Origin of the sequence: Microbacterium lacus (assembly GCF_039531105.1) — a bacterium.
GTDB classification, from domain to species: Bacteria; Actinomycetota; Actinomycetes; order Actinomycetales; family Microbacteriaceae; genus Microbacterium; species Microbacterium lacus.
Window position 1 is genome coordinate 226,475 of the sequence record NZ_BAAAPK010000001.1, and the last position, 19,026, is coordinate 245,500.

Annotated in this window: 23 protein-coding genes; 8 read left to right on the forward strand and 15 right to left on the reverse strand. The window is 68.7% G+C overall.

Translation table 11 applies throughout. The features are described 5' to 3' along the window. Nucleotides 1-448: 448 nt before the first annotated feature. Both ABD197_RS01055 and ABD197_RS01060 read right to left on the reverse strand, forming a co-directional pair. Nucleotides 449-1,000, reverse strand: a complete 552-nt coding sequence (locus ABD197_RS01055; RefSeq protein ID WP_344050705.1) for a hypothetical protein — start codon at nt 998-1,000, stop codon at nt 449-451. 384 nt (nt 1,001-1,384) lie between these two features. Beyond that, nucleotides 1,385-1,561, reverse strand: coding sequence for a YegP family protein (locus ABD197_RS01060; RefSeq protein WP_344050707.1), 177 nt, complete (start codon nt 1,559-1,561; stop codon nt 1,385-1,387). A 434-nt stretch (nt 1,562-1,995) separates the two neighbouring features. Between ABD197_RS01060 and ABD197_RS01065 the strand changes: the two genes are divergently transcribed. The 3 genes from ABD197_RS01065 to ABD197_RS01075 are packed head-to-tail and all read left to right on the forward strand — an operon-like array spanning nt 1,996 to nt 3,795. Further along, nucleotides 1,996-2,241: a hypothetical protein gene (locus ABD197_RS01065; protein ID WP_344050709.1), complete on the forward strand. Its 246-nt coding sequence runs from the start codon at nt 1,996-1,998 to the stop codon at nt 2,239-2,241. Between the two features lies 1 nt (nt 2,242). Next, nucleotides 2,243-3,244, forward strand: coding sequence for a zeta toxin family protein (locus ABD197_RS01070; protein WP_344050710.1), 1,002 nt, complete (start codon nt 2,243-2,245; stop codon nt 3,242-3,244). Next, on the forward strand, nt 3,241-3,795 hold the full coding sequence (locus ABD197_RS01075) for a recombinase family protein (protein ID WP_344050712.1): 555 nt from the start codon (nt 3,241-3,243) through the stop codon (nt 3,793-3,795). Before ABD197_RS01070 ends, ABD197_RS01075 begins: the two co-directional genes overlap by 4 nt. Nucleotides 3,796-3,841: 46 nt before the next feature. Here the strand turns inward: ABD197_RS01075 and ABD197_RS01080 are convergent, their stop codons facing one another. Genes ABD197_RS01080 through ABD197_RS01100 form a run of 5 tightly spaced genes read right to left on the reverse strand, consistent with a single transcriptional unit; the run spans nt 3,842 to nt 6,505 of the window. Continuing rightward, on the reverse strand, nt 3,842-4,093 hold the full coding sequence (locus ABD197_RS01080; protein WP_344050714.1) for a hypothetical protein: 252 nt from the start codon (nt 4,091-4,093) through the stop codon (nt 3,842-3,844). A gap of 3 nt (nt 4,094-4,096) precedes the next feature. Next, nucleotides 4,097-4,396 carry a hypothetical protein gene (locus ABD197_RS01085; protein ID WP_344050716.1) on the reverse strand — a complete coding sequence of 100 codons (300 nt, stop codon included), beginning with the start codon at nt 4,394-4,396 and terminating at the stop codon, nt 4,097-4,099. Next, nucleotides 4,393-5,424 (reverse strand): hypothetical protein, encoded by a 1,032-nt coding sequence (locus ABD197_RS01090; protein ID WP_344050719.1) that lies wholly within the window; start codon nt 5,422-5,424, stop codon nt 4,393-4,395. The genes ABD197_RS01085 and ABD197_RS01090 overlap by 4 nt, the downstream gene beginning before the upstream one ends. Continuing rightward, on the reverse strand, nt 5,421-5,843 hold the full coding sequence (locus ABD197_RS01095) for a hypothetical protein (protein WP_344050721.1): 423 nt from the start codon (nt 5,841-5,843) through the stop codon (nt 5,421-5,423). Before ABD197_RS01095 ends, ABD197_RS01090 begins: the two co-directional genes overlap by 4 nt. After that, a complete protein-coding gene (locus ABD197_RS01100; protein ID WP_344050723.1) occupies nt 5,840-6,505 on the reverse strand; it encodes an AAA family ATPase in 666 nt (221 codons plus the stop codon). The genes ABD197_RS01095 and ABD197_RS01100 overlap by 4 nt, the downstream gene beginning before the upstream one ends. 134 nt (nt 6,506-6,639) lie before the next feature. Between ABD197_RS01100 and ABD197_RS01105 the strand changes: the two genes are divergently transcribed. The 4 genes from ABD197_RS01105 to ABD197_RS01120 all read left to right on the forward strand — a co-directional run bounded on the left by ABD197_RS01105 (nt 6,640) and on the right by ABD197_RS01120 (nt 10,757). Continuing rightward, on the forward strand, nt 6,640-7,218 hold the full coding sequence (locus tag ABD197_RS01105) for a hypothetical protein (protein ID WP_344050725.1): 579 nt from the start codon (nt 6,640-6,642) through the stop codon (nt 7,216-7,218). A gap of 759 nt (nt 7,219-7,977) precedes the next feature. After that, on the forward strand, nt 7,978-8,544 hold the full coding sequence (locus ABD197_RS01110) for a peptidase M23 (RefSeq protein ID WP_344050727.1): 567 nt from the start codon (nt 7,978-7,980) through the stop codon (nt 8,542-8,544). 128 nt (nt 8,545-8,672) lie between these two features. After that, nucleotides 8,673-9,644: an alpha/beta hydrolase gene (locus ABD197_RS01115; protein WP_344050729.1), complete on the forward strand. Its 972-nt coding sequence runs from the start codon at nt 8,673-8,675 to the stop codon at nt 9,642-9,644. Nucleotides 9,645-9,710: 66 nt separating this feature from the next. Continuing rightward, on the forward strand, nt 9,711-10,757 hold the full coding sequence (locus ABD197_RS01120; RefSeq protein WP_344050731.1) for a helix-turn-helix domain-containing protein: 1,047 nt from the start codon (nt 9,711-9,713) through the stop codon (nt 10,755-10,757). 5 nt (nt 10,758-10,762) lie between these two features. Here ABD197_RS01120 and ABD197_RS01125 read toward each other — a convergent pair whose 3' ends face one another. From ABD197_RS01125 to ABD197_RS01135, 3 genes are all read right to left on the reverse strand, one after another. Beyond that, nucleotides 10,763-11,638: an EamA family transporter gene (locus tag ABD197_RS01125; RefSeq protein WP_344050733.1), complete on the reverse strand. Its 876-nt coding sequence runs from the start codon at nt 11,636-11,638 to the stop codon at nt 10,763-10,765. A gap of 10 nt (nt 11,639-11,648) precedes the next feature. After that, the gene (locus ABD197_RS01130; protein ID WP_344050735.1) at nt 11,649-12,935 is read right to left on the reverse strand and encodes a serine hydrolase domain-containing protein; all 1,287 of its coding nucleotides are present in this window, start codon (nt 12,933-12,935) and stop codon (nt 11,649-11,651) included. Nucleotides 12,936-13,036: 101 nt separating this feature from the next. Then, complete coding sequence (locus ABD197_RS01135; RefSeq protein ID WP_344050737.1) at nt 13,037-14,395, reverse strand: ATP-dependent DNA helicase; 1,359 nt, start codon at nt 14,393-14,395, stop codon at nt 13,037-13,039. Between the two features lie 112 nt (nt 14,396-14,507). Here ABD197_RS01135 and ABD197_RS01140 point away from each other — a divergent pair, with 112 nt between their 5' ends. Further along, nucleotides 14,508-15,554, forward strand: a complete 1,047-nt coding sequence (locus ABD197_RS01140) for a BTB/POZ domain-containing protein (protein WP_344050739.1) — start codon at nt 14,508-14,510, stop codon at nt 15,552-15,554. 9 nt (nt 15,555-15,563) lie between these two features. Here the strand turns inward: ABD197_RS01140 and ABD197_RS01145 are convergent, their stop codons facing one another. The 5 genes from ABD197_RS01145 to rpmB all read right to left on the reverse strand — a co-directional run bounded on the left by ABD197_RS01145 (nt 15,564) and on the right by rpmB (nt 18,998). Continuing rightward, nucleotides 15,564-17,570 (reverse strand): bifunctional copper resistance protein CopD/cytochrome c oxidase assembly protein, encoded by a 2,007-nt coding sequence (locus tag ABD197_RS01145; protein WP_425561025.1) that lies wholly within the window; start codon nt 17,568-17,570, stop codon nt 15,564-15,566. A 157-nt stretch (nt 17,571-17,727) separates the two neighbouring features. Then, nucleotides 17,728-18,015 carry an HU family DNA-binding protein gene (locus ABD197_RS01150; RefSeq protein WP_344050741.1) on the reverse strand — a complete coding sequence of 96 codons (288 nt, stop codon included), beginning with the start codon at nt 18,013-18,015 and terminating at the stop codon, nt 17,728-17,730. Between the two features lie 266 nt (nt 18,016-18,281). Further along, nucleotides 18,282-18,587, reverse strand: coding sequence for a 30S ribosomal protein S14 (rpsN, locus tag ABD197_RS01155; protein ID WP_344050743.1), 306 nt, complete (start codon nt 18,585-18,587; stop codon nt 18,282-18,284). Nucleotides 18,588-18,591: 4 nt separating this feature from the next. After that, complete coding sequence (gene rpmG, locus ABD197_RS01160) at nt 18,592-18,762, reverse strand: 50S ribosomal protein L33 (RefSeq protein ID WP_018173550.1); 171 nt, start codon at nt 18,760-18,762, stop codon at nt 18,592-18,594. Continuing rightward, complete coding sequence (gene rpmB, locus ABD197_RS01165) at nt 18,762-18,998, reverse strand: 50S ribosomal protein L28 (protein WP_344050745.1); 237 nt, start codon at nt 18,996-18,998, stop codon at nt 18,762-18,764. The genes rpmG and rpmB overlap by 1 nt, the downstream gene beginning before the upstream one ends. Nucleotides 18,999-19,026 lie beyond the last annotated feature (28 nt).

Sequence of the window (19,026 nt, forward strand, 5' to 3'; positions counted from 1 at the left end):
TCGGGGGGCTGCGAAATGTCCGACCCATCCCATTGGGCGGGCGGCTGCGGCCGCGACTCGGGTGCTCGCTCACCGCAGCCGGTCGCCGCCAAGGCCACAAACGCGAGGCCGCAGATTGCGGCGACTCTCCAGTAGCGGCGATTCGAATCCATGACGAGAAACGTACCTCCCGGATCACATACCCGACCTCTCCCCCGCGGAGGCTTCGAGAGCATTGCGTTGGCAAGACGTCGGTCCTGCGCGCGCGATGAACGGTCGCTGAGCGGTTCTCTGGCGCAGATGGATCGACCCGCACAGGCCCGCGGCCCGCCCGGAAGTAGGTGAGTCCCGCAAGACCCGCCCGCCAAGCGTTCGCCTTGAGGCGCCCCTTACGGATCAGCTGTTGGGTCCAAGCGGACTGAGGGATGAACAGTAAGCGGAGGGGGAAACCCGTATACACGCAACAGCTTTATTTGATCGCGGAGACGGTGCTCCCTGGGCGTGGCGCCCTTGCGTGAGGGTTCCCCGCGAGGCCGACGTCGCGGGCACGGCTCATGAGTCGTGTCGCGGTGCTTCTGCTGACTTTGAGAGTTTCGGCGACGAGCTTCAGTGGCGGGTAGCTCGCTGCGGTAGCGACGCGGTAAATCGCGGTCGCGGCAAGCATCGTGTCGACCTGCTCCGCCTGCATGCGCGCCAGGAATTCGTGTACGTGCATTCGTTCGTGGGTGGGGTCCTCGCCGACGTCGATGGTGACAACCTCTAGGGCGGATGCCGACATTATCGAATGCGCCCGAACTTCGCGGAGGATGCGGCTAGAAATCTCTAAACCCTCGGATTCGCGCTCGACACCGAGAGAGACGACCGCGGTGCGGCTGAGAGCCGGGTCCCATTCGACTCGCGCCGTTATCGTGCCGGGCACGCCGTGCTCACCGGCTACTCGTGCGCTCCAGGATCTCGGGAGTGTGATGTGGTCGCCGAGATCGACGCGTTCTTTGCTGACGTCGTAGACCTCGATATTCACAATCGCTCCCTCTCACCCAGGTTGCACCCGAGATCGACCGCGTAGGGGCGTGACTCGCCGCCCTGGGATCGATGGAGAACAGTGCTGTGGGGGCGGTTGGCCCCGAGCGAGGCCGCAGTTTCGGCTGGCGTTATACGGATGCCTGCGTCGCGGCGAGTTACCCTGCTCGCTTGAATAGTCGAGCGGCGGGGTTCAAGGTCGACGACGTACGATCTTCGCGTGGACTTTCTCGATGACGCGCAGCAACCGCGTTGCGTGGAGTGTGGGAGTGTTCTGTACAACGCGGGCGGGTCCGGTTTTGTGTGCCGGGCATGCCGGATAGTCGTTATCGGTTCCGTACCGTCGAGGCGGGCGGGAGACGAGCTGAGGTCGTCCGCCGCCGCATCAGGTGAGGTCGACGGTCTCTGAGTCGGCGTTTGCTTTGACGGATGCGATGCCGTGTTGAGCTGACGCTTTGGACTCGTACGCCTCGCTGGAAGCGATGATCTGGCCATTAGCGGCTTTCAGGCGGAATCGATACTTGCCACTGGCATCGGTGTAGAGCTCGTACTTCCCGGCCATGCTTCTGCCCCTTCTGTCGTCGCTGACGGGCTCATCATGGCCGACGGCGGCGGCGAACGCAACGGTCGAGGTCGCGGCACTCCAACTCCCAAGCGGCCAGAATCCTCGATGCCTAATCCGGCTCATGATGGGGCATCGCTTCGACAATCAGCCATCGAGTGGGCGGGGTCTGCGTAGTGCCCGGAGGGAGTGGTTGCTAAGCGCAGCTCGAAGCGAAGCGGAGAGCGGAGTCTGCAAATAGCGATCGCCGGGAACGGAGCAGGCGCCGGCCGCTATCCTCTTGCCGTCGGAGCACACCCCCTTGCGCGGACACCTGCGCGTGCGCATCTTGCGTGGCTCCCCGCGCATGTTGTGCGGCCAGCAAGAGACCTGTGTCGAAATTGTGGTCTCACCATTTCGGTTCACCTCGTTAGACTTCCAGCGGGGAGGCCGATGTGGCGCAGGTGAGCGCGTGGCGCGTGAGCGACGCGACCGCGTACGACCAGATGCGTGCCGACGCCGCGCGGCTGTGCGGGCTGCTCTTGCGCGTGCCTTCGGGCGACGGAAAGTCGGCCGACGCCCGAGCGGAGGAATTGGCGGGGATCCGCCGCGATGCGGTGAGCGTCGACGGGTTCGATAGGCGGGCGATCGATGCGCTCGCCTCTCGTTTCCGTGCGCGAATAGCGGAACTGAGCGGTTGAGATGGCGGACTCAACGAACGTTGTGGAATCGACGGCCGCTCCGTCATCAGCGGACGTGATGTCGCTGCTCTTTCCGATGCGTGCCGCCGTCGCTACTACGCCAGCGCTGGTCCTGGTGCGCCGACCGGCGGGGGTGACGACCGCGGCAGCCACGGGACGGCTGGTCGCGGAGCACGGGCGGGATATCGCCGTCATCAATGGCGACGAGCTCCGCGCGATGCACCCCGCGGCCGCCAACCCGGGCCCTGACGCGATGCAGGTCGTGCAAGCCGCTGCCGCGGAGTGGGTGCGTTCCAGTCTGGCTTTCGCGCGTGAGCATCGCCGCTCGATTCTGCTGGAGGGGTCCTTCACGTCGCAGGCGACGCTGGGGCTTGCTCGGCGGTTCCGCGATGACGGGTTCGAAGTCAGGGTGGTGTTGTGCGCGGCACGTCGGTCAGACAGCGTCCTTGCGGCCGTGTCCCGGCACCTTTCAGAATTGCGAGCCGGCATCGCGAGCGTGTTTGCCGGTCGCGACGCGGTGGACCGTGACCGAGATGGTTTATACGGGCTGGCGGCTGCTTTGGAGCAGCCCAGTGCGGTGGGTCGCGTCTCGGTCTTCGGGCACAGCGGTGCATCGGTTTTCGACGTGCCCGGTGAAGTTCCGGAGACAGGTTTTCCAGGCGTCAGGGACGCTGTGGGGGTTGCCGAATCTGGACGGCGGTCGAGCCTGGAGGCGGCGCAGTGGCTGAGTGAGCTTCGGCGGGTGACTGACTTCGCGAAGTCCCGACGTAATCTACCTCGGCCGGTGGTGGTGGCGCTGGTCGAGCTCCATGAAGTCGCCCTGCGGGAGGTGATTCCGGCCCTACCGGTGCCCGCGGGATCGATCGCTGCGGCGGGGATCGAACGGAACGTCGCCGCGGACCTCGTTCTTCTCCGGCGCGGGCTCGCGATCGAGCGTCCCGGAGACATCGCCGCGCCGTCCGTGGCTCCTGTCAGTCCGAACCGCGCAGGGCTGGACCGGTGAGCCGGATCGTTGGGTACACCCGCGAGATCGACGGCGCGGGTGCGGCCGGCGATGTTGCAGAGCTGGAGCGCGCGGGGGCGGTGCAGGTGTTCACCGATGTGGCGTCAGACAAGCCCAGAGACCGGCCGGGACTCGCCCAGTGTCTCGCATCACTGGCCCGGCGCGATGAGCTGCTTGTGGTCAGCTCTGACCGACTCTCCCCCAATCTGGCTCACCTCGTCAGCACGGTTGCGGACTTGACTGACCGCGGGGTGGTGTTCCGGTCACTGTCCGAGCCGGCACTGTGCACGACCGCGGAAATCCCGGCCGGTCCAGGTGAGGTGTTGCTCGCGTTACAGCACCTGCAGCGGCGCCTGCGAGGCGTGGAAACTCGTGCCGGGATGGTGTCGGCGTCCGCGCAGGGGCGGCATCCGGGACGACCGTCGGTGATGACCGAAGAGCGAATCGCGATCGCTCGTGAACTGCGTAACCATGACCGGTCGTTCAGTCACATTGCCCGTGTGCTCGGGGTCAGCACGAGCGCCGTCCAGCGCGCGCTCAGGGCCTCCTAGGACTCGATCGACGCGTAGCACGCCGACGGCTCGCAACCGCTCTCGTCTACAGCGTGGCGAGGTAGCTCGTTGGGTCCGCGGACAACGTTGCCGCCACGAAACCGACAACGGTGAGGACTGCGATCGCTGACAGCAGACGGAGGCTGGCGGCGAGCCGCCCGCGTACCACGCAGACCGCGAGCGTCGGCAGCAAGAGCACCGCGGCGACAGAACTCACGACGACAACGAGCATCGATAGCTCACTCATCGGGATCACCTCCGCCCCTTCGACAACCAGTGTGACGGTTGGCTGCGACATCCTTCAGGTGCTGGCGAGGGCCCCAAGGTCGTCGATGAAGGCGCGACGGTCGGCGAGAGGGTCGGTGATGACCGTTCGGATTCTCTCGCGAATCTGGGTGAGGAGCTCGGGCGGCAGGTTTCGAAGCGGTGCGGCGCACCAGTCGATGTCCTCGTCCACCCGGTATCCGGTCTCGGTGTCCTCTTTGCCGGGGTAGTAGGTGAACGCGGACACGGCCACCCGGTAGAGGGTTGCTTCGGTGTCGGTGCGATCGATCATGGTGGCTCCCATCATGGCGCCTGCAGGGTGGGCGGTGCGGGTCATCGGTTCAGTCCTGGTCCGTTCGGGTTGTGCAGCATCGGGTGCGGTGCCGCCGGGTCTTTGTGATGCGCGCGGCGGACGTTGCCCGCGTGCCGGAGTCGTTCGTTCACGGCACGGCCGATCTCGTCGAGGCGTGCGTCCTCCGCCTGTCGGCGCTCATGTTCTGCCTGCCGTTCACGCCTGATCAACCATCTCTGCTCTTCAGCGGTGGGTTGCCGCGTCTTGAGCTCCTCGGCGAGCCTGTACTGGAGGAGAGTGTCCTCGGCGAGTTGGTGGGCTGCCCGAGCCCGTGCGCTGTCCCGGTGGAAGGCGGCGATCAGGGCCGGCGGGGTGGGAGGTCCGTTTCGCATCCCCTGGATCTGCGCAGCGGTGTATTGGCGGAGGAAGAACTCATCCGCGACGGCATGGTTGGACTGGCGTTCCTGCTTGGTCGTGCGGTGCCGGGCGGGCACGGGCAGGCCGGCCGCTTCACGTTTGCGATTCTTTTCCAGCCACCGGTACTGGTACTCGCGGCGCTTCTCCGGGTGCTCCTTGAGGAACGCACGGCGCTCCGTGTTGAGTCGGTCCGCGTTGCGGTGGTAGTAATCCCTGCCGCGCTCACGGGTGTCTTCAGGGAATGCCTTGTCCCGCGCCTCCCGCGCAATCCTTGCCCGAACCTCCGGAGGACGGCTCGCCCACCATTCACGGCGCCGAGCCGTCTCCGCAGCGCGAAATCCCTCGGGGTCCTCCGCCATCCGCGCCGCGCGCCACTGCCGCGTGTTGGCTCGGCGCTTCTCCGCATTGGCCTCGTAGTACGCCCGCTGACGCTCCCTCGTCCGGCGCCTTTGCTGCTCGCGCTCTCGCGCACGCTTCTGTGTCTCCCGGTTCAATTCTCTGTGACGTTCGGGATGCTCGGCACGCCACTGCTTCCGGTACGCCCGGACACGGTCCGCGTTCTGTTCCCGCCACCGTCTCATCGCCTCTCGCCGCGCGACACCCGGCTCAACTCCCGATCCCTTCCCGGCGGCGTCGTCCGCGTCCTCGGCGTTCACCACGCACTCTTATCCGCGTGGTCGGAAGCTCGGTGGTGCGGGAGTTCGGGAGTCCCGGGCTCAGGCACATCCGACGTTGCGGAGCCCGGTAGTCCGGAAGTCCACGGCGGAACTGCGGCGATCGCGGACTTCCGGAGTTCGTGTTCGCTGGACCCATGCAGCCGGTCCGCGTGCGCGAGGAGCAGGTCGATCGCAACGCGGATCAGCGTGTTCTCCGTGATCCGTTCCGTCCTCACCCTGCGCCGGCGCATCAGCGTCTTCGCGAGGGCGGTCAGCGCGGCCGTCTGATCGGCCCGAATCCGGGTGTCCTTGCGCTCCAGGCGAGCAAACTTCGGCAGATCGCGCTGCACATCGGGTGTGTCAGCATTCGCGCGGGCGCGGGCGTCCTTAAGACTGCCGGCAAGATCGATCCTGCTCATCGGAACATCCTCGCCGCGGTTGCCGGGGCGAACTGAGCGGTCATCTCGTAGCCCACACGGGTAACGTCGCCGATCGTTCCGGCGGTGCGTTGGTTGTCGCGGAACGTCGTGACCAGCTGGCCCAGGATGGGGGCGTCGGCGTGGGCTTTGTACTGCCGCAAGTACGTGTCGAAGCGAGGGATGCCGAGGGTGGTGTCCAGGAGTTCCTGCCACCGGTGCAGCTGTGCGGGGTTCCGCGCATCGATCCGGTTCAGCAGCACGGCGTGGCGGAGGTGCCGGGGATCGATCAGCCGGCCGATCGTCCGCAGTGTCGGCTCCACCGCCAGCGGCTCCGGCGTCATCGGGATCACCGCGAAGTCGGCCGCGTCCAGCACGGTCTCTAGGACCGCGGTGTCCTCGAGGCTTCCCGGCGTGTCCACGAGAACGAAGTCATACTCGATCCGCAACTCGTGCAGACGGCTCAGCATCTGGGGGTTCTGACTACCGGCGAAATCGAACGGCAGCCGGTCCCGCATGTTCTCCGCCCACCACACCGTCGACTGCTGACGATCCACGTCCACCACCAGCACCCGGTGGCGTCGGGACAGCGCCGCACCAAGCTGCATCGTGACCGTCGTCTTCCCGACGCCACCTTTCTGGTTCGCCACCGCGATCATCTTCATGCCGAACTCCCGCTCTTCCGAATTGCAGATCTTGATTGGACCTTGACAGAAGTAAACGCCTAAGCAAGATTGAGAGTCAAGACATTCTGCAGAACACGGACTGAGTAACGCAAAATGGAGAGGTGAGGGTAGACGTGAAGACCATCGACGGCCAGCCCATGACCTCCTCCGCGATCTCCCAGCCTCTGGGCGCCTCTCTGCGGATCGCTCCCGGCTTCCTCGCCACCTCAAGCGGAGACGAGACCGGTGTCGAAACGACCCTCGAAGCCCGCTACAACTCCGAACGCGGGCGATACATCGTCGTCACGGTCCTGAACCGTGCCGTCCGCGACGACTTCGATGACTACCGACTTCTGCACACCGCGCCGCAAGCCATCGTGCGGGCAGCCGTCCCTCACTGCATCACCGTGCGCCTCGAAGACACGACCGACTCCCCCTGGATCAGCGTGGCCGACCTCACCACCAGCGAGGGGCGAATCATTCCGCCGTGGATGGCAGACGCCGTCACACGCCGCGGCGTGAAGGATGCGCGGTGGGACGTCATCGAGATCCTCTACGGCACATCTGCCCTCTCCGACACACCACCCGCGAAACTGATCGCCCTCGAACTCGGCATCCCCGAACGAACGGCGTCGTACTGGATCGGACAAGCCCGCAGCGCGGGTCGACTCGAAGGTATGCAGTCGAACGTAGGGAGGCCGGCCGATGACTAGCGTTCTGAGCACGCCAGTGTCCGCTCCGACTATCGTGGCCGTCGACCATGCGACCGCCGCGGCCGCTCTTGGTATCAGTCCGTCGCGACTACGGCACCACGTCCGTCTGGGCGAAATCACGCCTCATTTTTCTGGCACGAAGCCTCTTTACGCTGTGTCGGAACTCGAACGATTCGTCGAAGCCCTGCCCACTCACCCGGGACATTTGCCCGTTTCGTAACGCAGCTCGACGATCTCGACTGCGCAGATGAACGCCAAGCACGGACCACGCGTCGGCCCATGGCGTTGACATTCCGATCGCGAAGAGTCCAGGGCTCTTCCGCATGCGAGGCGCACTACGGAGGCCGCTAGAGGGCATGAATCGCGCGGACCGGCGGCTTGCGGCGATTGCACATCACGCCACAGCTATGTGTACACCAATGTGTATACCGCGCCACCAAACGCAGCACTCATCCCTGTAATGCCGCGGTTTTATCGCATGAATGCCTAGCGGGGATACAGCTTCCCAAGCTGATAGCGCGGGTTCGATTCCCGTCATCCCCTCCAATGCCCCGATGTGCCGACGAAGTCGGTGCAGCGGGGCATTCGTGGTGATGCCGTCCGAAACGATCCGCCCCGGGCGGGCCCCACCGCCCCCAGGGTCTCTCGGCCCGCGCCGCGCCTCCCGGCCCCCCGGGCACCACGTGCCGCGAGGACGACGGCGTGCCGCGAGCCAGGCACGCCCACGCCCCTCCCAGCGACCGGTGACACGATGGCGGGATGACGCGCCGTGCGAGCCTGGTGGGGACGGCGATCGTCGCCGTGCTGATCGCCGCTCTCGTCGCGCTCATCGGCGGCGCGTTCTCAGATGGGGCCCGGTCGACCGGTCCGGTGGCCGCGTTCGACGCCGAGCAGCTGTGCAACGCGTCCACGATCATCTCGGTGGGCGCGGGTCTGGGCATGTCGACCCGGGACCAGACGATCGCCGTCATGACCGCGATGGGCGAGTCGTCGCTCCGCAACCTCCCCTACGGCGACTGGGAGACCAGCGGCGTCCGCAATCCCGACGGCTCACCGACCACGTCGATCGGCCTCTTCCAGCAGCAGGACGACTGGGGAACGCGCGAGCAGCGCTTAGATCCGCCGACCGCCGCCACCCTGTTCTACAACGCGATGGCCGAGAGCGTCCCCCAGCCCGAGCGCGACGCTCTCGAGCCGACGCTCGTCGCCCACCGCACGCAGGTCAACGACGATCCTCAGCACTACGCGCGCTTCTGGCCGGCGGCCGTCGCAGTGGTCGACGAGATCACGACGACGGATGCGGGCCTCGCATCGCGTTGCACCTGAGCGGCAACCCGCCACCTGGCGGCACCGCGAACCGGATCTGCGCCCCCGTGGCGGTTCACCCCACCCCTCGCCGAGCCGATCATGGAGTCAGGTCACGACGCCGTGACCCCCGACCAACGGAGGTCCACATGACGCACACCCACCCCGCTCCGCCGTTCGACGTGGAGCTCGGCGCGGTCCTGGCCGCGCTCGGCGAGATGCTTCCCCCGACGCTCACGCCGGAGATGATCGCGCCGATGCGCCAGGGCGGTCTGCTCGCGACGCCGATCGACGAGCTCATCGGCGATCGACCGATCCGGCACGAGGAGCGCCGCGTGCCCGGTCCCGCTGGTGCACCCGACATCACGCTGTCGATCTTCACGCGCACCGACCACGTCGCGCCGGGCCCGGGCATCTTCCACACCCACGGCGGCGGGATGATCCTCGGCGACCGCTTCACCGGCGCCGAGGAGTACCTGAACTGGGTCGTGGAGCTCGATGCCGTCGTGGTGTCGGTCGAGTACCGGCTCGCGCCGGAGAACCCCGACCCCGCGCCCGTGGACGACTGCTACGCGGGTCTGGTGTGGACCGCGGCGCACGCCGACGAGCTCGGTATCGACCCGGACCGGATCGTGATCGGCGGCGCCAGCGCCGGCGGCGGGCTCGCCGCGGGCGTCACCCTCACGGCGCGCGACCTCGGCGGACCTGCGCTGGCCGGACAGCTGCTCATCTACCCGATGCTCGACGACCGCAACGAGACGGCGTCCAGCCACCAGGTCGACGGGTTCGGCGTGTGGGATCGCGGCAGCAACGACACCGGCTGGGACGCCCTGCTCGGCGACCGCCGCAAGACGGATGCCGTCTCGATCTACGCCGCCCCGGCACGCGCGACCGACCTCACGAACCTGCCGCCCGCCTTCATCGATGTCGCGAGCGCCGAGGTGTTCCGCGACGAGGACGTCGCCTACGCCGTGAGGATCTGGGAGCAGGGCGGCATCGCCGAACTGCACGTCTGGCCGGGCGGCTTCCACGGCTTCGACGCGATGGCCCCCCAGGCGGCCCTGTCGCTCCGCGCCCGCGCGGCGCGCCTGGACTGGCTCCGCCGTACCCTCGGCGTGTGAGCCCCCTTCTGCCCCACCCGCCTCGGGCTAGGGTGGGGCAGAAGTCCACTCGAGGCGGCGGCGAAGATGCAGGAACTCGTAGGGCGCCTCACAGCGGTTGACGCCGAGGCCACCGAAACACTCAAGGTCATCGCGTACTTCGACGCGCTCGTCAACGGCCATGCCACCACCGAAGTGCTGCTGCGGGGCGCCGCGATCCTGAGCGGCTGTGCCGCGGGACAGACGGTCGGCGGCAAGACCATGCGTGTCGACGCCACCGGCACCCGCGCGGTGGCTCCCCCCGGCGAATGGCCGTCGCGCTCGTTAGAGGACGGCGGCTTCGTCTGGATCGAGCGGACGGGCCCCGCGCACGCGAACGATGAGATGATCCTCGAGCGCCTCGCGATCGCCGCGGGGATCGCCTACGAGCGCACGTCCCCGGCAGCGGCGTCCCGCCGCGCCCTTCAGACGATCATCGACGACCAGGCTTCCGCGGAGGCCCGCTCGGATGCCGCGAAGCGGCTCCACGTGGACGTGCGGGCGCGCTACCGCATCGTCGCGACTCCGGATGCCGATCCCGCCGTCCCCACCGGCCGAGTGCCCGTCGTCGTGGTCGGAACCCCCTACGGTCCGGTGCGCGCCATGCTCGCCGCCGACAGCGACGGCACGGCCGACTGCGACGACGCGCGCGACGGGGACAAGAGACAGCGGCAGCCGCGCACGGGGATCGGCATCCCGACCGCGCCCGCTTCGCTGCCCGAATCGTGGGCGTCCGCGCTCGTCGCGCTGCGTCTGTCCTCGCCGCGCGAACCCGTCGTCGACGCCGCCGAGCTCGGTGCGCTGCTCCCGCTGGCACGGGTCGCGGACGAGGCACCGCACACGATGCCGGACGCCGCGGCGCTGTCCGATCTCGTCGCCGCGCACCCCGGTGCTGCCGCGCTGCTCGATGCGATCGCCACGACCGAGAGCCTCCGCGCGGCAAGCGTCGAGACGGGTCTCCACCACTCGACCGTCCAGGCCCGCGCAGGTCAGTACTCCGACGTCCTCGGCTTCGACATCCGCTCCCCGCGCGGGAAGGTGCGTCTCTCGCTCGCCCTGGCCCTCTACCGCCTCGCGACGAGCCGCTTCGACTGAGCCGGCTACGCGAGCGGCTCCTGCTGCCGCGCCGCCGCGCGCGACGAGGCCCGCACCGCGCCGATGCTCGCCGTGATCACGAGCGCGATCCCGCAGACCTCCAGCAACGTCAGGTCCTGACGCAGCAGCAGCCAGCCCGCCAGGGCCGCGGTCGCCGGTGACAGGCTCATCAGGATCGCGAACACCGCGGCCGGCAGTCGCCGCAGGGCGATGAGCTCGAGCGCGTACGGGATCGTGGAGGACAGCACCGCGACCGCCGCGCCGAGCGCGAGCAGGTCGGGGCGCAGGAGCGCGGATCCGGCGGTGAGGATGCCGAACGGCAGCGCGATGAGCGCTCCGGCGGTCATCGCGAGGGCGAGGCCGTCGAGTCCGCGGAACTCACGCCCGACCCGGGCGGAGGCGAGGATGTAGAACGCCCAGCTCGCCGCGGCACCCAGGGCGAAGAGGACGCCGAGCGGATCGAGCCGGTCCCAGCCACCGCCGGCGAGCGCGACGACTCCCGCAAAGGCCAGGAGCGCCCACAGCCACGCCGAGCGCCGCTTGCTCGCGACGATCGAGAGCACGAGCGGACCGAGCACTTCGATCGTGACGGTCACTCCGAGCGGAAGACGGGCGAGCGCGAGGTAGAACAGAGCGTTCATGAGCGCGAGGACCAGGCCGAAGCCGAGCACGGCGAGCCAGCCGTCGCGCGTGTGTCCACGCAGACCGGGCCGGGCGATGAGAAACAGGAGGACCGCGGAGAAGACGAGCCGCAGCATCACCATGCCGAGCGGGCCGACCTCGGGGAAGAGCAGGACCGCGAGCGCTGCCCCGACCTCTTGGCAGGCCAGGCCCACCACGACGAGCGCGATCGCGGGCGTCGTCCCCGAGCGGATGGTCACCGCCGCGAGGTCACGCCGCGGGCGCGGCGCAGATCGCGGCGGCGGCGATCTGGTCGTGGTACTGCTGAGCGGTCCACGGGAGCCCCGCGTCGGGCGCGGTCGCGCCGCCGGAGGCGGGCGCCTTCGAGGCGATCGCCGCGAGCTCCCACGCGAGGTATTCGGCGAAGCCGCCGCCACCACCGGAATTGTTCAGCACGACCGCGACGGTCAGGCCCGACGACGGGTCGGAGAACGCGGCGGTGGCATAGCCGGGCACCGAGCCGAACTGCCCGATGAGTGTGCCGGCCTGCAGCGTTCCGCCGTCCGCCGTGTACCAGGACGGCGCCCCGCCGTAGACCGGCAGCGGGTTCTCGATGCGGTCGACGCCCTCCGGCAGCAGCGCGCCGGTCGCGAGCGCCTGCGCGTACCGGCCGAGGTCGCGGATGTCGGTGACCACGCCGGCATCGGTGTAGCCGATGCTCGCGGACAGCGTCGTGATGTCCGTCGGCTCGGTGCAGTTCATCGCCCCGTCCGCGCCGGGCGAGGAGTGGTGACCCTTCAGCACGGGCCCCGACGGCGAGGGGGCGGCGGCCTTCCCGCCGGGCAGCCGCGTCGCGGTCAGATCCAACGGCTCGGCCACGTAGTCCTGCAGAAGCTGCGCGGCGCTCTTGCCGGTCGCGCGCTCGAGCGCGAGGCCGAGAAGCACGTAGCCGGCATCGGAGTCACGGTAGGCGGCACCCGGCTCGCCTTGACGAGGCTGGCCGACGCCATAGCTCGCGAGCTCGCGCGGGTTCCACACCCGCGCCGGGTTGGCCAGGAACAGGCCGGAGAGCTGGCTGCTGTACGACCCGATGCCGGACGTTCCGTCGCACAGCTCGCCGAGGGTCACATCCGAGAGGTCGGGGAAGCCCGAAACCCACTTCGACACCGGGTCCTTCAGCCGCACGAGACCTTCATCGGCGACGGAGTACAGCACGTCGCACGTCATGGCCCGCGTGACCTGCGCCGCCCGGAACTGCATGTCGTCGGTGACCGGCTTCGAACTCGTCGCCGATTCGACGCCGACGCCGGTGACGAGCGACCCGCTCCACGGCGCCCAGACCCCCACGATCGCGCCCGAGGAGCCCGATGCCGTCATCGCCTGAGCGATCGCGTCCTGCAGCTGCTGCGCCGTCTCCTCGGGGAAGGCGGCATCGACCTGGGGCGGCAGATCGAGCGTCACCTTCTCATCGGCGGTGCAGCCCGCGATCGACAGGGTGAGCGCGGCGATCGCCGCGACGGCGAGCGCGACACGTCCTCGTGTGGGTCGAACCCGCATCCTTCACCCCCAGATAGCTGCATTGAATTCAAACACACGGATGCCGCGCTTCCCTCACTGCCCGCCGTGGTGTATGCGAGCTTTCAGCCTGCGGCGGGCCGTCACGACGCCGAGGCGTGGACGCCGGCCATGAAGCGCTGCACGTCGGGGTCGACGCGGATGTCGCTCGGGCGCAGCGGCCTGCTGAGGTAGAGGCCGTCGAGCGAGGTGAGTCGGGAGAGCGCGACATAGGTCTGTCCGGGGGCGAACGCGCCCGACCCGAGGTCGACGACGGCGCGGTCGTACGTCTTGCCCTGGCTCTTGTGGATCGTCACGGCCCACGCGAGGCGGAGGGGGAACTGGGTGAATTCGGCCACGATCTCGCGGGTGAGCTGCTTGGAGCCGGGGTCGTAGGCGTAGCGGAATCTCTCCCACACCGCCGGTTCGACGTCGAACTGCTGCCCGTCGACCTCGACCCGCACCGTTCCGCCGGCGATCCGCACGACCGTTCCGATCGTCCCGTTGACCCAGCGCGGCGGCTCGCCGAAGGATCCGGTGTCGTTGCGCAGGAACATGACCTGGGCGCCGACCTTGAGCTTGAGGTCGACATCGGCCGGGTAGGACGCGTCCCCGCGCCCGAAGTCACCGCTGATCTCGGCCGACGCGGTCTGCTCGCGCCCGACCAGTTCGCCCAGGTGCCTCCGGTTGATGCTGTTGACGATGTCGTTGCGGGTCGCGAGCGTGATCACGGGGTGTTCCCCGTCGGCGGGGTCGGGCGGTGTGCGGGCCCCGGTGTCGTTCAGGATCTGCGCGATGTCGGCCGTCACGCGTCCGTAGCGCACGGCGTTGAGCATCGCCTTGAACGCCGGGTCCGCCTGCCGGTGGATGTCCACGAGTTCGCGGATGTTGAGGTCGGCCCCGTACGCGCCGATGTCCATCAGCCCGTCGCCGCCGACGCTGCCGACCCACACTTTCGCGTCGAAGAACCAGAACGACCGGTAGTGGTCGCTGATGTAGCGCGCCTCGTCCCCCCGCGGCGGCACCGGCGCGAGCTGATACGGATCGCCGAACATGACGATCTGCACGCCGCCGAAAGGCTCGGCACGACGCCCGCGCGCCTGCCGCAGCGACCGGTCGATACCGTCCATCAAGTCGGCGTTGACCATCGAGATCTCGTCGATCACGAGCGTGTCGATCGCGTTGAGGATCTTGCGCGTCGCGTCGGTCTGATCGATCTGCCCGTTCGCGATCAGTCCGATCGGCAGGCGGAACAGCGAGTGGATCGTCTGCCCCTCCACGTTGAGGGCGGCCACGCCGGTCGGCGCGCAGACCGCGATCTGCTTCGACGTGTTCCAGGCGAGGTGCTGCAGGAGCGTGGACTTGCCGGTGCCGGCGCGGCCCGTGACGAACACGTGCTCGCGGGTGTCCTCGATCAGGCGGAAAAGAGCCTCCTGCTCGGCGGAGAGCGGCGGCGTGTTCACTGATTCATGCTAACGACCCGCCGCCGCACGGGGGCACGCCGTGCACAGTCCCCGCGCGACGGCGGATGACGGCATCCGTGATCGTCGCAGCCGGCCTTCTTAGACTGGGGGCGTGCAGACGACGAACGGACGCCGCCGCCTCGGCGTCGATCTGACCCTGCTCGCGATCATCGGTGTGCTGCTGATCGCCGCGATCTCGGCCGGTGCCGCCGCGATCTACCGCGAGTTCTACAGCCCCACCGCCTTCGTCCAGCGCTACCTCGATCTCCTCTCCGCCGGCCACGCCGCCGACGCGTTGACCGTTCCGGGCGTCGCCGTGGACTCGGCCGAGCTCGAAGCCGCCGGGCTGCCGGCATCGGCATCCGACGCCCTGCTGCGCTCCGCGGCTCTCGCGACGCTGACCGACGTGCAGATCGGTCCGGAAACGGTCCGCGAGGACGGCACGGTCCTGATCACCACCACCTACCGCGCGGGCGCCTACGCCGGGTCGACGACGTTCGAAGTCGCCCGCGACGGATGGATCGGCGTCGCCCCGACCTGGACGTTCGCGCGCAGCCCCCTTGCGCTCATGGACGTCGCAGTGAAGGGCTCGATGACGTTCGAGGTGAACGGCTTCGCGCTGGACAAGCGCCAGGTCTCCCCGGAGGGGACGGATGCCGACCCCTCTGCTCCCGTGTCGCTCCTCGTCTTCTCGCCGGGCATCTACTCCGTCTCGGTCGACAGTCCGATCTCCGCCACCCCGGGCGTCGCCGTCCTCTCCGACAGCCCGCTCGCGAAGGTCCCGGTCGATCTGCAGGCCCAGCCCACGCCGGAGTTCGTCGCGATCGTGCAGCAGCGGGTCGAGGAGTACCTCACCGCGTGCGCGACCCAGCAGGTGCTGCAGCCCACGGCGTGCCCGTTCGGCTACGTCGTGCAGGACCGCATCACCGAGCCGCCGGTGTGGTCGATCCTCACCCAGCCGATTGTGACGGTCGTGCCCGAGGGTGCCGACTGGCGGATCCCGCCTGCCGAGGCGGTCGCGCACATCGATGTCGGCATCCGCTCGCTCTTCGACGGCTCGGTGGAGGATGTCTCCGAAGACGTGCCGTTCCTCGTGACCGGGACGATCGCCGTCCTCCCCGACGGCACGGCGTCGATCACGATCGGCGGACCCAGCTGAGGTCGGGGGCTACCGACGTTGCGCGTCCTGCGCGTCTCGCTCCGCGAGCGCCGCGAGCTGGGCGTTGTAGGCCTCCAGCTCGGCATCGCCGGTGCGGTCGGCGTGGCGGTCCGCCCGCTTCTGCGCGCGGTCGTCGCTGCGGCTCCACTGGATCGCGACGGTCACCGCGAGGATGAGGGTGGGGAGTTCGCCGATCGACCAGGCGACGCCGCCGCCGATGTACTGGTCCTCGAGCGGGGTCGGCCCCCACATCCTGCCCATCGCGCCGAACCACTCGGCGACCATGAGACCGGACTGGCTCATGATCGCGATGCCGAAGAACGCGTGGATCGCCATGACCGCGATCAGGAGCACGAGGCGTCCGGCGTACGGCAGCCGGTACGGCACCGGGTCGATGCCGATCAGGGTCAGCACGAACAGGTATCCCGTGATGAGGAAGTGCGCGGTCATCCATTCGTGCCCGAGGTGGTCGTAGAGCGACCACCGGAACAGGTCGGTGAAGTAGAAGACCCACAGCGACCCGACGAACAGGCCCGCCGCGACGAACGGGTTGGTAAGGACACGGGCGACCGGGGAGTGCACGGCCCACAGGATCCACTCGCGGCCGCCGCGCGTGCCGTCGGTGCGCTTGTGGATCGCGCGCGCTGCCAGCGTGACGGGCGCCCCGGCCACCAGGAGCAGCGGGATCGCCATCGTCAGCAGCATGTGTCCGACCATGTGCACGCTGAACAGGTAGTCCTGGTACGCGTTCACGGGGCCGCATGTCACCCAGAACAGCAGGGCGAGACCGGCGACCCACAGGATCGTGCGGAAGAGAGGCCACGCGTCGCCGCGGCGGCGCAGCCTCCATACGCCCGCGAGATAGAGGAAGATCCCGAATCCGGCGGCGAACGCCCACAGCAGGTCGACGTTCCACGACGTGAACCAGCGTTCGAGCGTGAGCTCGGGAGGCAGCGCCGCACCGGTCAGGTACTCGGCGGGGGTTCGCACTTCCGGAAGCGCGGAGGTCGTCGGGGGCGCGGTGCGACCGAGCGCCGCGGCGGCGCCGCTCGCGATCCCCATGAACGCCAGCTCGAGCACGACGAGTCCCCAGAAGAGCCGCGAGGCGGCATCCGCCGCCGCGAGCCGGCCGATCATGCGCTTGCGGTACCAGGCGCCGAGGATGCCGAGGGCGATGAGCGCGCCCACCTTGACCAGCAGGATCGCGCCGTACGGCGAGGCCAGGTTCTCCCAGGCGCCGACGCCGATGCTCGCCCGCACGGTTCCCGACACCGCGACGACGACGAACGCGGCGAGAGCGATGCTGGAGTACCGCGAGAGCGCTGCGGCGATGCCGTCGCGGCCGTGCTCGCGCTCGAGGATCGGGCGGATCACGACGAGCAGCACGAGCCCGCCGAGCCAGACGGCGGCGGCGATGATGTGCAGGATGATCGCCATGACGGCGGCGTTGTGGTTCGCCTCCTCACCCGAGTGGCCTTGCGTGCCCATCGGCACCATGGCCGCGATCGCGAGGATCGCCACGAACAGGGTCGGCGTCCACGAGCGCACGGCGAACGCGAGCACCGTGATCGCGGCGCCGGCGATCGCGGTGAGCAGCCAGGTGCGACCGCCCTCGGTCTCGACGAGGAACCGTCCGAGCTGGGCGCCGAACTCGGGGCCGAGGCCGACCGCCGGATTGAACGCGTTGATGAACGTGAAGAAGCCCGTGGTCGCCGCGGCGAGCGTGAAGATCGCCGCGGAGACGGATGCCGTGTCCAGCGCCGCGTCGAATGACCGGTCGCCGGCCCTGAGGCTGAACAGAGCGACCACGAGCGCGCCCACCATGCCGGCGGCGGAGAGGTTGACCGCGAGCGTCGCGGTCGGCAGACCCCAGCGCACGAGCGGACCCGGATCGCCGATCACGAGCGGCGCGGCGCCACCGCCGACGATGAGGCCCCAGATCAGGGCCGCGACGGCCGCGACCGCGAGGATCGCCGGTCCGGCGATGCGCAGTGCCGTGGCCCGGTCCGCCGGCAGTCCGCGGCGCGCGCCGGCCTCGCGGAGAGTCGGGGTGGAGGTCACCCGTCCAGCCTAGGCTCCCGGCCTGAGCGCGGACCCGAGAGCCGAGTGGGCGGCGGGCATGCAGAAGGGGGATGCCGCGGGTGCGGCATCCCCCTTCTGGAAGAACGTCGGATTACTTGACGGCGGCCTTGAGCTTCGAACCCGCGGTGACCTTGACGCGCTTGCCGGCCGGGATCTTGATCTCGGCGCCGGTCTGGGGGTTGCGGCCCGTGCGAGCGGAGGTCTCGACCTGCTCGAACGAGATCCAACCCGGGATCGAGACCTTGCTGCCCTTGGCGACGGCCTCGGAGACCGTGGAGAAGAGGGAGTCGAGCACACCCGACACAGCGGCCTGGCTCTGGCCCGTCGCGCTGGCGATGCTCGCGACGAGTTCGGTCTTGGTGATGGACTTGTCAGCCATGTGGTTGTCCTCCGAGGCGGCGAGGATGCCGCCTGTCATTGCTCGGACCGGAGACGGATGCCTCCGGCTGGTCGTGTAGACCGGTCCCGAATATACCCACGTTCCGCGGAATTCCGCGGATTTGCGCCCCGCTTGACGTAGCCGACCGGCGTGTCGCTGTGACTGATGTGACTCCTGTGACTGGTGTGACAGCATCCCGCTCTTCCGGGGATGCCGAAGGCCCGGCGTTCCGAGGAACGCCGGGCCTTCGGGCGGAAAGCGGGTGCTTACCAGCTGGACTTGGTCACGCCGGGCAGCTCGCCACGGTGCGCCATGTCGCGGAAGCGGACACGCGAGATGCCGAACTTCGTGAGCACACCGCGCGGGCGGCCGTCGATGACGTCGCGCGAACGCAGACGCACGGGCGACGCGTTGCGGGGCAGCTTCTGCAGGCCGATACGAGCGGCCTCGCGCTGCTCGTCGGTGCTCGTCGGGTCGACGAGGGCCTTCTTCAGTTCGGCGCGCTTCGTCGCGTAGCGGTCGACGACCACCTTGCGCTGCTCGTTGCGCGCGATCTTGCTCTTCTTGGCCATGTGATCAGCGCTCCTCTCGGAAGTCGACGTGCTTGCGGATGACCGGGTCGTACTTCTTCAGCACGATGCGGTCGGGGTTGTTGCGGCGGTTCTTGCGCGTCACGTAGGTGTACCCCGTGCCCGCGGTCGAACGCAGCTTGATGATCGGACGGACGTCCTGAGCCTTCTTGGCCATTAGAGCTTCACACCCTTCGCCTGCAGGTCACGGACGACGGACTCGATGCCGCGTGCGTCGATCACCTTGATGCCCTTGGCCGAGACGTTGAGCTTGATGTTGCGGCCCAGCGACGGCACGTAATACGTCTTCTTCTGCACGTTGGGGTCGAAGCGGCGCTTCGTCCGGCGGTGCGAGTGCGAAATGCTGTGACCGAAGCCGGGAACCGCTCCGGTCACCTGGCACACTGCTGCCATGGTTCTCTCCTCCTGAATACCGTGGGAC